The 14157-nt window shown below is 37.8% G+C and carries 15 protein-coding genes; 7 read left to right on the top strand and 8 right to left on the bottom strand.

Features of this window, described 5'->3' with window-relative positions:
• Positions 1–2 precede the first annotated feature (2 nt).
• From ACFIKG_RS00380 to rpsF, 5 genes are all read right to left on the bottom strand, one after another.
• On the bottom strand, positions 3–1493 hold the full coding sequence (locus ACFIKG_RS00380; protein ID WP_375619412.1) for a replicative DNA helicase: 1491 nt from the start codon (positions 1491–1493) through the stop codon (positions 3–5).
• Between the two features lie 595 nt (positions 1494–2088).
• Positions 2089–2685, bottom strand: a complete 597-nt coding sequence (gene rplI, locus ACFIKG_RS00375) for a 50S ribosomal protein L9 (RefSeq protein WP_375625876.1) — start codon at positions 2683–2685, stop codon at positions 2089–2091.
• A 25-nt stretch (positions 2686–2710) separates the two neighbouring features.
• Entirely contained in the window at positions 2711–3691 is a 981-nt protein-coding gene (locus ACFIKG_RS00370; protein ID WP_375625878.1) for a hypothetical protein, read from the bottom strand.
• Between the two features lie 151 nt (positions 3692–3842).
• A complete protein-coding gene (gene rpsR / locus ACFIKG_RS00365; protein WP_375625880.1) occupies positions 3843–4091 on the bottom strand; it encodes a 30S ribosomal protein S18 in 249 nt (82 codons plus the stop codon).
• Positions 4091–4501: a 30S ribosomal protein S6 gene (gene rpsF, locus ACFIKG_RS00360; protein WP_375625882.1), complete on the bottom strand. Its 411-nt coding sequence runs from the start codon at positions 4499–4501 to the stop codon at positions 4091–4093. The genes rpsR and rpsF overlap by 1 nt, the downstream gene beginning before the upstream one ends.
• Before the next feature lie 329 nt (positions 4502–4830).
• Here rpsF and ACFIKG_RS00355 point away from each other — a divergent pair, with 329 nt between their 5' ends.
• The 7 genes from ACFIKG_RS00355 to gmk all read left to right on the top strand — a co-directional run bounded on the left by ACFIKG_RS00355 (position 4831) and on the right by gmk (position 11242).
• Positions 4831–5418: an undecaprenyl-diphosphatase gene (locus ACFIKG_RS00355; RefSeq protein WP_375625884.1), complete on the top strand. Its 588-nt coding sequence runs from the start codon at positions 4831–4833 to the stop codon at positions 5416–5418.
• A gap of 77 nt (positions 5419–5495) precedes the next feature.
• Complete coding sequence (gene fabD / locus ACFIKG_RS00350) at positions 5496–6440, top strand: ACP S-malonyltransferase (protein ID WP_375625886.1); 945 nt, start codon at positions 5496–5498, stop codon at positions 6438–6440.
• Between the two features lie 18 nt (positions 6441–6458).
• Positions 6459–7196 carry a 3-oxoacyl-[acyl-carrier-protein] reductase gene (fabG, locus tag ACFIKG_RS00345; RefSeq protein ID WP_375625888.1) on the top strand — a complete coding sequence of 246 codons (738 nt, stop codon included), beginning with the start codon at positions 6459–6461 and terminating at the stop codon, positions 7194–7196.
• A 261-nt stretch (positions 7197–7457) separates the two neighbouring features.
• Positions 7458–7694 (top strand): acyl carrier protein, encoded by a 237-nt coding sequence (locus ACFIKG_RS00340; RefSeq protein WP_004860281.1) that lies wholly within the window; start codon positions 7458–7460, stop codon positions 7692–7694.
• A gap of 101 nt (positions 7695–7795) precedes the next feature.
• Positions 7796–9058 (top strand): beta-ketoacyl-ACP synthase II, encoded by a 1263-nt coding sequence (gene fabF / locus ACFIKG_RS00335; RefSeq protein ID WP_375625890.1) that lies wholly within the window; start codon positions 7796–7798, stop codon positions 9056–9058.
• A gap of 96 nt (positions 9059–9154) precedes the next feature.
• Positions 9155–10264 (top strand): endolytic transglycosylase MltG, encoded by a 1110-nt coding sequence (gene mltG, locus ACFIKG_RS00330; protein WP_375625016.1) that lies wholly within the window; start codon positions 9155–9157, stop codon positions 10262–10264.
• Between the two features lie 300 nt (positions 10265–10564).
• A complete protein-coding gene (gene gmk / locus ACFIKG_RS00325) occupies positions 10565–11242 on the top strand; it encodes a guanylate kinase (protein ID WP_375625015.1) in 678 nt (225 codons plus the stop codon).
• 30 nt (positions 11243–11272) lie between these two features.
• Here gmk and rsmA read toward each other — a convergent pair whose 3' ends face one another.
• The 3 genes from rsmA to ACFIKG_RS00310 are packed head-to-tail and all read right to left on the bottom strand — an operon-like array spanning position 11273 to position 14063.
• On the bottom strand, positions 11273–12103 hold the full coding sequence (gene rsmA, locus ACFIKG_RS00320) for a 16S rRNA (adenine(1518)-N(6)/adenine(1519)-N(6))-dimethyltransferase RsmA (protein ID WP_375625014.1): 831 nt from the start codon (positions 12101–12103) through the stop codon (positions 11273–11275).
• Positions 12094–13107 carry a 4-hydroxythreonine-4-phosphate dehydrogenase PdxA gene (gene pdxA / locus ACFIKG_RS00315; RefSeq protein ID WP_375625893.1) on the bottom strand — a complete coding sequence of 338 codons (1014 nt, stop codon included), beginning with the start codon at positions 13105–13107 and terminating at the stop codon, positions 12094–12096. Before pdxA ends, rsmA begins: the two co-directional genes overlap by 10 nt.
• Entirely contained in the window at positions 13107–14063 is a 957-nt protein-coding gene (locus ACFIKG_RS00310) for a SurA N-terminal domain-containing protein (RefSeq protein ID WP_375625012.1), read from the bottom strand. The genes pdxA and ACFIKG_RS00310 overlap by 1 nt, the downstream gene beginning before the upstream one ends.
• Positions 14064–14157: the final 94 nt, after the last annotated feature.

Below are 14157 nucleotides of genomic sequence, written 5' to 3'. Positions count from 1 at the left end.
ATTTAACCGATTTGCTCTGGAAGATAATTGCTATCGGCCAGATCACTGAATCGTGTGAAATCAGATTGAAAGGCAAGTGGCACGATTCCTGTCGGCCCATGGCGCTGTTTTGCAATAATAACATCAGCTTTTCCAAAAGCTTTGTCCATTATTTCTTGCCATTTTGTATGTTCTAAGCTACCTAATTTTGGTTCTTCATTTTTGAGATAATATTCTTCGCGGTAGACAAACAGAACAATGTCGGCATCTTGCTCAATTGAACCAGATTCACGTAAATCTGAGAGTTGGGGACGTTTATCTGTTCTATTTTCTACTTGACGTGAAAGTTGAGAGAGAGCGATAATAGGAATATTCAATTCTTTCGCTAACGCTTTTAATCCTGTGGTAATTTCTGTGATCTCTTGAACACGATTTTCTGATGAACGCTTTGAACTGCTTGTCATGAGTTGGATATAGTCAATAAACAAGATATCTAAACCATGTTGTCGCTTGAGACGCCGCGCACGAGCAGCTAATTGCGTAATTGATATTCCCCCAGTTTGATCAATATAAAGCGGTGCCTTTTGTAGTTGGTTCACCGCACGAATAATTTTTGAAAATTGTTCATCTGAGATATTACCACGCCGAATATCAGAAGAAGAGACTTCTGTTTGTTCAGAAATAATACGGGTTGCAAGCTGTTCGGATGACATCTCAAGTGAGAAGAAACCTACAATACCCCCTTCATTTTCTTGGATATTGGCATTACGATTATAAGCATTAGCAATATTAAAGGCAATATTGGTAGCCAGTGAGGTTTTTCCCATACCAGGGCGTCCTGCAAGGATAATTAAGTCAGATGCTTGTAATCCTCCCATTTTTTCATCAAGTGTTTTAATATGGGTGGCTATCCCTGATAATTGTGAAGAGCGCTTTTTCGCAGCACTTGCCATATCGATAGCTTTTTTGATAGCCTCATTAAAATTTTCAAATCCACCTCCATATTTCCCTTTTTCTGCTAGCTCAAATAACTGATTTTCAACAGTTTCAATTTGTTGGGTAGGCGTGAGCTCTACAGGAGCATCAAAGGCTGTATTGACAACTTGAGTTCCAAGGTTAATCAAAGACCGTCGGATAAAAAGATCGTAAATGACGCGTCCATAATCTTCAGCGTTAATAATAGTGACTGCCTCTGTGGCTAAGCGAACAACATACTGGTATACAGTAATATCTCCAATTTTTTCTTCCATTTGGATATAGGGCTTGATTGTAACTGGATCTACACGTTTTCCTGTTTTAATAAGGTGAGATAAAACATGATAAATTTTTTGATGCAATGGTTCAAAAAAATGTTCTGGTTTTAGAAAATCTGAAACGCGGTCAAGAGAATCATTGTTGATAAAGATGGCACCAAGCAATGCCTGTTCAGCTTCAATATTATACGGAAGCTGCCGAAAAGAAGGAGAATCTTCCTTCTTTGAAGAGCTGACATTAACAACGTTAGTTTCTTCCATAATATTTTTCCACTAAAATTCTAAGTCTAGCTACTTTAGGCGATAAATTGAAAATCGTATAATTAAAAGAATAGAGCTACAAATCTTCATTTTAAGTTAAAATTATATAATTTTTCAAAACCCTCTTTTCGTTGCTCATCTATCATTTGTGTATTATTTATATAACATTGATCTATTTTATTTTATAATACGTGATTTTAAAGTGGAAGTTTTGCTATTCTAAATTTAAGTGTTTTGAAGTTATGTGACCTTAAAATTCCAATATCTGTGTAAGTAGAATTACTTTTTTATAACTGAAATTATTTCAGATCATGTGTTGATATAATCAACTTACCGCTCATACAAACCTTACCCTTAAGGGTAGAACTTTAAATTATTTTTGCTTTAGATGCTAGACAACAAAAGAAAATTTCCTCTTAGTGATATTATCATTCTCGGCATGTAATGCCTTTAAATAATATATTCCTAATTCTTTCATAAAAATTAGGTTCTTTATGTATGATAGCCATAAAATACCCAATTTTAAAGTGTGAGTATTTTATGAGCAATATTTAAAATAGAATAAAAAATATAAAACAGAAAGCAAAAATAGCAATTAAGCTTCTTGATGAGAACTGTTTATATCGTTGTCATTAATTTCTTCTACCAATAATTCTTCCTGATTTTCTTCTAATAATTCTTCTTGAATATTATATATTTCTTTAGCAGAAGTGAGAGTTTCACCTTCTGCTTGGCGTTGTGCTTCACTGGTAGAACGCGCAACATTAATAATCACAGAAATTTGAACCTCAGGATGTAAGCTAAGAGTGATTGTGTGAAGACCGATCATTTTTATTGGATGGTTAAGTTCGACTTGATTTCTCCCAATAGAAAAGCCTTCATCTGTTATAATTTCAGCAATATCACGTGTTGATACAGAACCATAAAGTTGTCCTGTTTCACCAGCAGAACGAACAACAATGAATGATTGTCCATCAAGTTTTTCAGCAACTTTTTGCGCTTCGCTTTTGCGTTCAAGATTACGGGCTTCAAGTTGTGCACGTTGTATCTCAAAATGTTTTTTATTGGCTTCATTTGCGCGTAAAGCTTTACCTTGAGGCAAGAGAAAATTACGCGCATAACCATCTTTAACTGAGACAATATCACCCATCTGACCAAGACGAGGAATGCGCTCAAGTAAAATAATATCCATAGTTTTTCCTTTCGAACAAATAAATTTAGTGGAGTTTTTTGCGTGATTGAAAATTATATTGAATAGCAGCCCAAATTCCCATCAAAAGCATCATGAAAACAATAGGTGGAGTAAAAACGACTGTTAAAATAGCAATATAAACAAGAGAAAGTATAATAATCCGACCGTTTACCCCTTTTGTAATATTGTGAAGATATGCTAGACCACTAATTAATATGATGACAGTGTATGCAGTACTAAAGACACGGGTACTCAAGTTAAGAGAAGCGCTCAACTCAACCATCGATGCTATGCAAACAATAATGAAAATAACAATTCCAGAAATTGGAAGGCGGAGAGTTTGGCTCCAATCATCACGGGGTCTTTTCAGCCATTTCATGTGTTGTGCTGCTATCATGGAAAAGTAAAGGTTACCAATGAGAAAAACCAAACTATAAAGAGTCAAAGAAACAGCAGTAAAAGTTGCTGGATGCGTCATTAAAAGCTCACTAAAAGCGCGTATATCGGCTTCTTTTATTGACTGTGATTGTTGCAGAGTTTGTGCTATGTTTTCGGTGATTTTTTTTGCAATGACGGGTGTGGAAGGACGGGTTTGAACATAGAGCCCAATGAAAGTTGCTATAAGAGCGATAAAATTAGTTAAATGAAAAATAACCGATGATAATGGATACCATATCAGTTCGTTTTCTTTTTGCGCTGGTCGTGCAAGCCCAAGAAGCCAAGAAGCATAGACAGCAGGAAGGAAAAATAAGAACATCAAGCCAAGAGCAATATAGGTATTAGTGGTTATGATAAGAACAACAGTGGCACTTATGAGGGCGATGAGACTGGCTAATGTTCCTTGACCGAACGCAACAATAAAAATTGGCAATGAAAGAAAGCAGCCAAGAAGAAGAGAAAAAAAGGGCGCGATATTTGCAACACTGATGATTGCCATTCCTATTACAACAGCAAATAATCCTGCTAAAATACCGATTAATATCTCATAGGTACGATTTTTTTTCATTTATTGCTGTCCTGCTTTCTGCAGTTAGGGGCGCGTCAATACCCCAACTTTGACATGTAATAGCTTAACATAGGATGCAACAAGCTATTTTTTAAAACCATATAAGAAAAGCAACTGGATAAACTCTCCAGTTGCATAGCGTATTGATCGTTTACTTTATAATGTACGGAAGTAAGCCTAAAAAGCGAGCACGTTTGATAGCATTAGCTAATTCACGCTGTTTTTTTTGACTAACAGCAGTAATCCGTGAAGGAACAATTTTCCCACGTTCGGAAATATAACGTTGTAACAACTTGATGTCTTTATAATCAATTTTGGGAGCATTAGTCCCTGAAAAAGGACATGTTTTACGACGACGATGAAAGGGGCGACGTGCAGAGTTTTGATTGGTATCAGTCATCATTCTACCCCTTCTATAGCATTTTCACGTTGACGACGCGGAAAACGAGGACGCTCTTCATCGTGTCCAATGTGATGGCTATTGCGATCAAGGTGTGAGAGCATAGCAGATTTTTCTTTTTCGTGTTTTTCTACGCGAATGGTCATATAACGCAAAATATCCTCATTGATGCGCATCTGACGTTCCACTTCAGCAATTGCTGAAGCTGGTGCATCAATATTGACCAAAGTATAATAAGCTTTACGGTTTTTACGAATACGGTAAGCAAGAGGACGAAGTCCCCAATTTTCTACACGCCCAACTTTTCCACCATGTGCTTCAATGACACCTTTGTAGAGACTCAAAAGTTCATCAACTTGCTGCGGTGTAATGTCTTGTCGGGCAAGGAACATATGTTCATAAAGAGCCATTGTTTTGCCTTTCTTCAATTAAATCTCACCGGTTTTAGCGCAAAGCCTCTGCGACTTGTCTTTTTTGGAAATCCAAAGAAGAAAGGACGCGTTTACGATTCGAGACATCCGAGAGCGGAGACACGGGAGGCCGGAAACATTGTATTTCCTACTGATATTTTACAGCCCTCCGTTCAACCTCCAGCTAAAGTGCCGGCAACGAATATTTCATATCTACAGGTTATCTTTTAAAATAGCAAGTTTATGCACATAAAAAAATTGATTTGTTAAATCTTGATATATTTCCCTCTTCTACAAAAAGATAGTACTGTAACATAAAGGAGAGAAAAATGGACTTTTTAAACCAGATTGATGTTACACTCTTTGAAATGTTTGTCGGCAATCATCAAGCTTGGTCGATTGTAGTTTTGTTTAGTATTTTTTGTGCAAAGTTTTTAATTTACATTATTCCTCTCCATCTTTGTGCGTTGTGGTTTTGTGGTGGGGAGAGGGAACGATGTGTCGTACTAAGCATTTGCATGAGTATTTGTGCGGCTCTTTTCGTAGGTTATCTCATTTCTCTTTTTTATTTTCATCCTCGCCCATTCGTGGTAGGGTTAGCGACACCGCTTATTCAACATCGTGCAACAGCTTCTTTTCCTAGTAATCATGCCTTGACCATTGCATCTTATGCAGCTAACTTTTATTTTTACCGATACAAAGTTGCTTTTAAATTTGCCACGGTGTTTTTGTGCTTGATCTGTTGGGCGCGCATCTTTGTGGGTGTACATTATCCCTTTGATATTTTAGCAGGTGCAATTTTAGGAAGTCTCATAAGTTTGGGTGTTATTCAGTTTATAGCTCCCTACTTTCCTAAGTTTTTATATCAAATTCCGCCTTTAAAATATAATTTTAAGAGTGGTATTCGTTTTAAATAAAGGGCTTTATCTTGATTTGTGCGGATGAATAAGGTCAAAAGAAAATAATTTAATTGTACAATTTTAGGAGTTGGTAAATGGGTGCAGCTTTTATTTTTCCAGGGCAGGGAAGTCAACTTGTTGGTATGGGGAAGGCGCTTACAGAGCAATTTATTGCCGCACGGATGGTTTTCGAGGAAGTTGATGATGCTCTGGGTGAGAAATTATCAAAGATCATTTTTGAAGGACCAGCAGATGTTTTAACGTTAACAGCAAATGCACAACCGGCATTAATGGCTGTATCCATGGCTGTCATTCGTGTGATGAAACAATTAGGGTTTTGTATAGAAGAAAAGGTAAAGTTTGTTGCTGGTCATTCTTTAGGCGAATACTCGGCTCTTTGTGCTGCTGGTACATTTGCTCTCACAGATACGGCAAGACTTTTGCGTATTCGTGGCAATGCTATGCAGGCTGCTGTCGCAGTTGGTGAAGGTTCTATGGCAGCACTGATTGGTTTGGAAGAGCACGTTGTGGAAGAAATTTGCGAAACTGTTTCTGGAGAAGGACTATGTCAGATTGCTAATGATAATGGTGGTGGACAATATGTTATTTCAGGTAAAGCAAAAGCAGTTGAGACAGCGGTAGAGATTGCATCAACAAAAGGTGCAAAACGTGCACTTCTTCTTCCAGTTTCTGCACCTTTTCATTCATCTTTAATGCAACCTGCTGCTGATGCCATGAAGAAAGCACTTTTGACTGTTAACAAAATGCCTCCTATTGTTCCTTTGATTGCCAATGTTTCTGTTGCACCTGAGAGCAATCCAGAGCGTATTACTGCTCTTCTTGTTGAACAAGTGACTGGGAGGGTGCGATGGCGTGAAACGATAGAATGGATCGCTGCTAATGGGGTTGATACGCTTTTTGAAGTTGGTTCTGGAAAAGTATTAACAGGTTTAACGCGTCGTATTAACAAAGATATAAAGGGGGTAACAATTGGAACAGTTGATGAAATAGAATCAGCGCTAGGCATGCTTGGCGTTTAATCTATAAGGAGTAAAAAAATGTTTAGATTAACAGGACGTAAAGCTCTTGTAACGGGGGCTTCGGGAGGAATTGGTGAGGCAATTGCACGCTGCTTTCATGCACAAGGAGCCATTGTTGGACTTCATGGAACACGTGAAGAAAAGCTTAGAGAAGTGGCGGCAGAATTAGGGCAGAATGTTTTTGTATTTCCCGCTAATCTTTCTGAACGCCAATCGATTAAACAATTGGCTGAAGTTGCAGAAAGAGAAATGGATGGCGTCGATATTTTGGTTAACAATGCGGGAATCACTAGGGATGGTCTTTTTGTGCGTATGCAAGATAAAGACTGGGATGATGTTTTAGAAGTTAACCTAACAGCTGCTTCTCTTTTGACGCGTGAATTAATACATTTTATGATGCGCCGCCGTTATGGAAGGATTATTAACATTACATCTGTTGTTGGTGTTGTGGGAAATCCTGGACAAACGAATTATTGTGCTGCAAAAGCAGGTTTGATAGGTTTTTCTAAAGCATTGGCACAAGAAATTGCTTCGCGAAACATCACTGTCAATTGTATTGCTCCAGGATTTATTAAATCTGCAATGACAGACAAGCTTAATGAAAAGCAAAAAGAAGCCATTATGGCGGCGATTCCAATGAAGCGTATGGGAAGTGGGCAAGAAATAGCCGCTGCGGCTGTTTATTTAGCAAGCGATGAAGCAGCCTATACGACAGGTCAAACACTTCATATCAATGGTGGAATGGCAATGATTTGAGTATTTATTTTATTCCACATTGATTTATGAGTTGTATTATTTTAGATAGTAACGATTGAAATAGAAAGATGCATCTATTTCTTTAACATGGCCGTTGATCAATTGATGTCGGAATGTCAGATTGGTTCATTTTGTAGGGGATATCCACAGGATGTTTTAAATCATTGCTAAAATCTTTTAAAGTGATGCATCTATTGCTTGATTAGATGAGCCGATATAGTTAACCAAATTATAGGAAAATATAAATTCGAGGATTTCAACATGAGTGATACAGTAGAGCGCGTTAAGAAAATTATTGTGGAACATCTTGGGGTTAATGCTGATAAAGTTGTAGAAAATGCAAGCTTTATCGATGATCTAGGGGCTGATAGCCTTGATACAGTTGAACTCGTTATGGCTTTTGAAGAAGAGTTTGGGGTAGAAATTCCAGATGAGGCTGCTGAAACGATTTTCACAGTTGGTGATGCAGTCAAGTTCATTGATAAAGCTTCTGCATGATTACTAAAGGGCAAAGGCATAAATTGCTTTTGCCTATATTCTTCGGAGCTCTTTTGAAAAGAGAGCTTTGAGAGGTGAAGTTTAGTTCAAGGTTAGAAGTTATGAGACGTGTTGTTGTTACTGGTTTAGGATTGGTATCTCCATTAGCTGGTAATATTGAATATAGTTGGAAACGACTTCTTGAAGGAAGAAGTGGTGTCCGACGTATTACTGAGTTTGATGTGTCAGATTTGCCATGCCAGATTGCTGCGCGTATCCCTTTAGGGGATGGAACAGAGGGGACCTATAATGCTGATTTGTATATGGAACCTAAAGAGCAACGTAAAGTTGATGCATTTATTGTTTATGCAATGGCTGCTGCTAACCAAGCGCTTGCAGATGCAGAATGGTTTCCTAAGAATGATGAAGATCAGATTTGTACAGGTGTGTTAATTGGTTCAGGAATTGGGGGAATTGAGGGCATTGTTGAATCTGGTTATACGCTTCGTGATAAGGGACCTCGTCGTGTTTCTCCTTTTTTTATTCCAGGTCGTTTGATTAATCTTGCTTCTGGTTATGTGTCTATTCAATATGGTTTACGAGGGCCTAATCATTCTGTTGTAACGGCTTGTTCGACAGGAGCGCATGCGATTGGTGATGCGGCACGTTTGATTATGTTTGGTGATGCCGATGTCATGGTGGCAGGGGGGGCCGAATCTCCGATAAATCGGATATCTCTTGCAGGTTTTGCAGCTTGTAGAGCTCTTTCTACTTGTCGCAATGATGATCCTGAACGGGCGTCACGTCCTTATGATGCTGATCGTGATGGTTTTGTGATGGGGGAAGGAGCGGCAGTTGTTGTTTTAGAAGAGCTGGAACATGCCAAAAAACGAGGAGCGCGTATTTATGCTGAGGTTATTGGCTATGGTTTATCTGGTGATGCTTACCACATTACAGCGCCTTCAGAAAGTGGTGAAGGGGCTCAGCGTAGTATGATGGCTGCTCTTAAGCGTGCACAAGTGAATGTGAGTGAACTTGATTACATTAATGCTCATGGTACATCAACGATGGCTGATTCTATAGAGCTAGCAGCTGTTGAACGTGTTTTAGGGAATTATGCACCACAAGTATCCATGTCATCAACGAAATCATCTATCGGGCATTTACTTGGTGCCGCCGGTGCTGCTGAGGCTATTTTTTCTGTTCTAGCTATACGGGATAATATAGCTCCAGCGACACTTAATCTTGACAATCCGTCGATTGAAACGAAAATCGATCTTGTACCACACAAACCGCGTGAACGAAAGATTGATACAATTCTTTCTAATTCTTTCGGATTTGGTGGGACAAATGCATCGTTGGTGATGCGACGTTTTAGTGGATAGTAAGTATTTTTATTTAATTTCTGCTTTTGAGTTTTCTACTTTGTTATAAGGTGAATGAGAAATTATAATATTGTCCTTAATCGCTATTGAGGGGTTATGTCCGGTGTGAAAAAAGGAAAATCATTAAAGGACGTAAGTGATTCCTCTTCGAATCATTTAGCATATAGTTATGACATGTTAGTACATAAAAAACGAAAGAAATCATCGATCGTCCGTAATCCGTTGGTTATTCTCGGTCATTTTTTTCTTATGCTGATTGTGGTTATTCTTTTCGCCATAAGTATTCCTCTTTATATTGGAAAAAGTATTTTTGAAGAAAAGGGGAAAATTGAGGAAGAACAAATTGTTCTTATCCATCCTGGCACAGGAATTCGTGAAATTGCTTCATTGCTAGAAAAACGTGGTTTCATTCGATCATCAGATATTTTTGTTTATGGGGTTGGTTATCACCAAAAAACAACGCATCTGAAGGCTGGTGAATATTTAATTCCAGCACATGCTTCGATGCAGGATATTATGGATATTCTTGTGAAAGGAAAATCTATTGAGTATACATTTACAGTACCTGAAGGTTTAACGGTTCAGCAAGTTTTCGATCGATTAGCTGCGAATGAAATTTTGATTGGAGATCTTCCAAAAATTTTGCCTCCAGAGGGCTGTTTAATGACGGATACTGTTCGTTTTATTCGGGGGACAACGCGTAAAGAGATTGTAAACAGATTGCGTGAAGAACAGACAAAATTAATTCATGCTATATGGGCTACGCGTTCGCCTGATTTACCCATTAAATCGATTGATGAATTTGTTATATTAGCCTCAATTGTTGAGAAAGAAACGGGAATTGCAGCAGAAAGACCAATGGTTGCTGCGGTATTTTATAACCGCCTTACAAAGCATATGCGTCTTCAATCGGATCCAACAGTTATTTATGGTCTCTTTGGAGGAAAAGGAAAGCCATCAGGTCGTGCAATTTATCGTTCAGATCTTGAGAAGGAAACACCATATAATACTTATAAAATTAATGGTTTGCCTCCAACAGCTATTGCAAATCCAGGTCGAGATTCTTTGAAAGCGGTGGCACATCCACCAAGCAGTGACGCACTTTATTTTGTTGCTGATGGTTCAGGAGGGCATGTTTTTTCTCGAACTTTAGAAGAACATAATGTGAATGTTCGCAAGTGGCGAGAATTAAAGGCAAGACATTGAATTTATAACGATAACACATCTTTTTGCATCGTAAATGAGAATGCAAAATATAGTAAAATTTTTCTCTTTAAACTTTTTATGAGAATGATAAAAAAATCATTTTTTTGTCTGTCACAAGTAGGATTAGCGTATGGATAAAAATATTTAAGAAAGCAGTGAATACACTGCTAATAACGTATCTCAAAAAAGAGCAGAATAACATTGAAAACTGCTAAGAAAACACATTGATTAGGGGAAAGGTTGAGATAATGTATAATTCAAATTTTGGAGAAACATTTATGAACAAAGTAGAGTGATGTAATGACAGTCTTCGAAAGTAAATTGAGTGCTATAAAAATAAATCAACGCCGCGGTTTTTTATTTATTCTCTCTTCACCTTCAGGTGCTGGTAAATCAACAATTTCTCGATTACTTCTAAAAGATGGACAATTAGAGCTTTCCGTAAGTGTGACCACAAGGAAAAGGCGTCCTAGTGAAGTAGATGGACTGCATTATCACTTTATTTCAAAGGAAGAGTTTGAATATAAGCGTGATAGAGATGAATTTATTGAATGGGCAGAAGTTCACGGAAATTATTATGGCACTTTACGTGAAACTGTTGAAAACGCATTGAGTATTGGCCGTGATATGTTATTTGATATTGATTATCAAGGTACCGAGCAGCTGCAAAAAAAGATGCTGGGAGACACTGTATCTGTTTTTATCCTTCCACCATCAATGAAAGAGCTTGTTTCGCGGTTACATCGTCGAGCAGAAGATAGTCAAGATATCATCAATTTACGATTGGAAAATGCACGAACGGAGTTAAAGCATTGGCGTTCTTATGATTATGTTGTGATTAACGAAGATTTAGATCAGTCTTTATCTTTTATTAAATCAATTTATTTAGCTGAAACCGCAAAACGCGAGCGCTGTTCTTATCTTGACTCTTTTGTTGATGGGCTTATTGCTGAAAAGATCGATAAATGTCTTGATTAAAAAAGATTGTATAACAAAAATTGCAATTTTTTAGAGAACTAGATGCGCTAAAGTTACAAATTCGGAAACCGAGAGCGTTTCAGCACGGCGCGTTCCATCAATTCCAGCTTTTTCTAACAGCACTTCACCTCCAAGTATTTTGAGATTTTGACGAAGCATTTTTCGCCTTTGTCCAAAGGCGGTTTTTGTGACGAGGCTTAGTTTTTGTGCAGAGCAGGCAAGAGGTTGTGTTCGCGGAATAATATGAACAACGGAAGAAGTTACTTTAGGTATTGGTATGAAGGCTTGAGGGGGCACATCAAAAGCAATTTTAGCAGTGGTACGCCAGCCAGTTAAGACACTAAGACGTCCATAATGAGTAGATTGAGGTTTAGCTGTAATCCGTTTGGCAACTTCACGTTGAAACATCAATGTCATTGATTCATAAAAAGGAGGCCATGGTTCAGTCAAAAGCCAATTTAATAAGAGTTGTGTTCCAATATTATAGGGAAGATTTGCAATAATGCGAGGTTTTTCTGGGCTTGTTTCAAAGAGTTTTGAGAAGTCTTGCTTCAGTGCATCATTACAAATAATTTTTAATTTTTTAGGATAGTGTTTTTCTATTTCTAAGAGAGCTGGTATGCAGCGTTCATCGCGTTCTATTGCTGTTACAATGGCGCCCTTTGCTAGCAAGGCTCGTGTGAGACCTCCAGGACCAGGACCAATTTCAAGAACAGGTTTTCCTTCTATATTACCTGCATGATGAGCAATTTTAGATGTTAAATTAAGATCAAAAAGAAAATTTTGCCCCAAAGATTTATGCGCTTGTAATCCATATATATCAATGACCTCACGTAGAGGAGGGAGATTATCTATTGGCATGGTATTAAACTATTTTCGGCAAGTTGATTTGCAAGTTTAAGAGCAGCAATAAAGCTTTCGGGAGAGGCTATCCCTTTATCAGCAATGTCAAAAGCAGTTCCGTGATCTGGGGACGTGCGAATAAAAGGGAGACCTAACGTGACATTAACAGTGCTATCAAAGTCTAATGTTTTAACAGGGATAAGGGCTTGATCATGATACATACAAATGGCAACGTCATATGCCTTTCTTGCGCATTCATGGAACATTGTGTCGGCAGGCAGCGGGCCTGCAATATTGAGTCCTTTTTTTTTAAGATATTCAATAGCAGGAGTGATAACTTCAATATCTTCTTTTCCCATTGCACCTTCTTCTCCAGCATGAGGATTAAGACCAGCAACAGCTAGTCGGGGTGACGTTATTTTAAACCGTGTTTTTAAGTCACATTCAGTAATAAGTACCGTTTGAATAATTAAATCACGGGTAAGCTGTGAAGGAACATTTTTAAATGGAATATGAACAGTTATTGGTACTGTTTTTAATCGAGGTCCTGCTAACATCATAACTGGATGATAACATTTATGAAAAGCTTTATGGGCTAAATCGGCTAAAAATTCTGTATGACCTGGAAATTGAAAACCGGCATCATAAAGATTCTTTTTTGCAATAGGACAAGTGATAAGTGCACATGCATGGCCATTTTGAATCAATTGAACACAGCGTTCAATTGCTTCAATGATTCCAGCGGCATTATTCGATGAAGGTATACCTAATTGATCACTTTGTTTGTTTTTTAATGGTATGATAGGAAGAGCGTTTTGAAAATTTTTTGCGGAATTATTGATTAAAACAGATTGCACTTCAACATCAATCTGTAAAAAACGAGCGCGCGAACGAATAACATCTGGATCAGCAAGAAGCACAAAAGGTGGAATTTGGCGCGTAACACGCAAATTCCACGCTTTTAGGACTATTTCAGGACCAATTCCGGCAGGATCACCACCGCTAACAATAAGAGCAGCCATTATGAATTTTGAATGCGCGCCACTCGCCGCAGTTCTCCTAAATATTTGTCGCTTAATTCTTCAAGTTTTTGCGGGCTTCTTTTTTTACTATCTTGAAGAGAAAATATTAGTCGAGCGACATAATCATCAGAAACTCTTTTTATTTTGCAGACAGCAATTGCTTCTATTCCATCAGATGTTTCTTGTAATTTTGTCATTTTTCCAGCAGGCGTTGCAAGAATAGCTTGTTCCCATGCATTGGGAAGTTGGGGTTCCAGAAACTTTCCTAAGTGGCGGATAGTAACGTCTAAAATACCTCTTGCTTGATTGTGAGCATTGGCACATCCACGGAAATGTGCGCGAAAATTGCTTGCTTCTCTTTGACGTCTTTCAAAAATTTCTGAACGACGATGTGCAGGAATAACAAAAACAATTCGCTGTAATGTATATTCATTGGTTGAAGGTTTTACACCACCATTTTTTAATATCCTGCGTACAGCTTCTTGTTCGCTAATCATACCTGTTTCAGCTTGATAGCGTGCACTAACAAGACGCCCCCATCCTATTTGTCCACGGATGTAATCTTTAAAGTGTTGCACAGTGATCTCAGTTTGGATCAGAATCTGGTTGAGCTGATCAATCGTCATATTATTTTGTGTCGCAAAATTCTCAAAAGCTTTATCAACTTCATCATTGCTTACTTCAATATTACGACGTTTTATTTCAATATTTTTTAGCTTTTCATCGATAAGCTCTTTTTTAGCCTGTGCCACCAAATTGCCTTGCTTTTGTTGTAATCTGAGAAAAGCAAGGCGCCTTTGTATATCATAATTTGTGATGGGGTTGCCATTAACTGTAACAACAATAGAAGTCTGCGCAAAGACTGTCGGAATCAAAAATTCATTTATTAGAAGGCTACTTACGCTCAAAGACGCAATATAAAATAAAGCAAGAACACGCTTTTTCAATTTATTCATGTGAATAGGCTTTCGCATTGTTTATTAATTCTCATCAACAACTTAAAATATACTCTTTCTTTCATAAAAACAATGATAAGTTAAATGACTGATA

The organism is Bartonella sp. LB28NMGDW (assembly GCF_042194435.1).
Taxonomy (GTDB): Bacteria; Pseudomonadota; Alphaproteobacteria; order Rhizobiales; family Rhizobiaceae; genus Bartonella; species Bartonella grahamii.
This window is presented reverse-complemented; position numbering and strand designations above follow the sequence as displayed.

Bases quoted from the DNA above. Each gene is read 5' to 3' on its own strand.
- ACFIKG_RS00370 (WP_375625878.1), bottom strand. From the start codon at position 3,691: ATGAAAAAAAATCGTACCTATGAGATATTAATCGGTATTTTAGCAGGA.
- ACFIKG_RS00380 (WP_375619412.1), bottom strand. From the start codon at position 1,493: ATGGAAGAAACTAACGTTGTTAATGTCAGCTCTTCAAAGAAGGAAGAT.
- rplI (WP_375625876.1), bottom strand. From the start codon at position 2,685: ATGGATATTATTTTACTTGAGCGCATTCCTCGTCTTGGTCAGATGGGT.
- fabD (WP_375625886.1), top strand. From the start codon at position 5,496: ATGGGTGCAGCTTTTATTTTTCCAGGGCAGGGAAGTCAACTTGTTGGT.
- mltG (WP_375625016.1), top strand. From the start codon at position 9,155: ATGTCCGGTGTGAAAAAAGGAAAATCATTAAAGGACGTAAGTGATTCC.
- fabG (WP_375625888.1), top strand. From the start codon at position 6,459: ATGTTTAGATTAACAGGACGTAAAGCTCTTGTAACGGGGGCTTCGGGA.
- fabF (WP_375625890.1), top strand. From the start codon at position 7,796: ATGAGACGTGTTGTTGTTACTGGTTTAGGATTGGTATCTCCATTAGCT.
- rsmA (WP_375625014.1), bottom strand. From the start codon at position 12,103: ATGCCAATAGATAATCTCCCTCCTCTACGTGAGGTCATTGATATATAT.
- ACFIKG_RS00355 (WP_375625884.1), top strand. From the start codon at position 4,831: ATGGACTTTTTAAACCAGATTGATGTTACACTCTTTGAAATGTTTGTC.
- rpsF (WP_375625882.1), bottom strand. From the start codon at position 4,501: ATGGCTCTTTATGAACATATGTTCCTTGCCCGACAAGACATTACACCG.
- gmk (WP_375625015.1), top strand. From the start codon at position 10,565: ATGACAGTCTTCGAAAGTAAATTGAGTGCTATAAAAATAAATCAACGC.
- ACFIKG_RS00340 (WP_004860281.1), top strand. From the start codon at position 7,458: ATGAGTGATACAGTAGAGCGCGTTAAGAAAATTATTGTGGAACATCTT.
- rpsR (WP_375625880.1), bottom strand. From the start codon at position 4,091: ATGACTGATACCAATCAAAACTCTGCACGTCGCCCCTTTCATCGTCGT.
- pdxA (WP_375625893.1), bottom strand. From the start codon at position 13,107: ATGGCTGCTCTTATTGTTAGCGGTGGTGATCCTGCCGGAATTGGTCCT.
- ACFIKG_RS00310 (WP_375625012.1), bottom strand. From the start codon at position 14,063: ATGAATAAATTGAAAAAGCGTGTTCTTGCTTTATTTTATATTGCGTCT.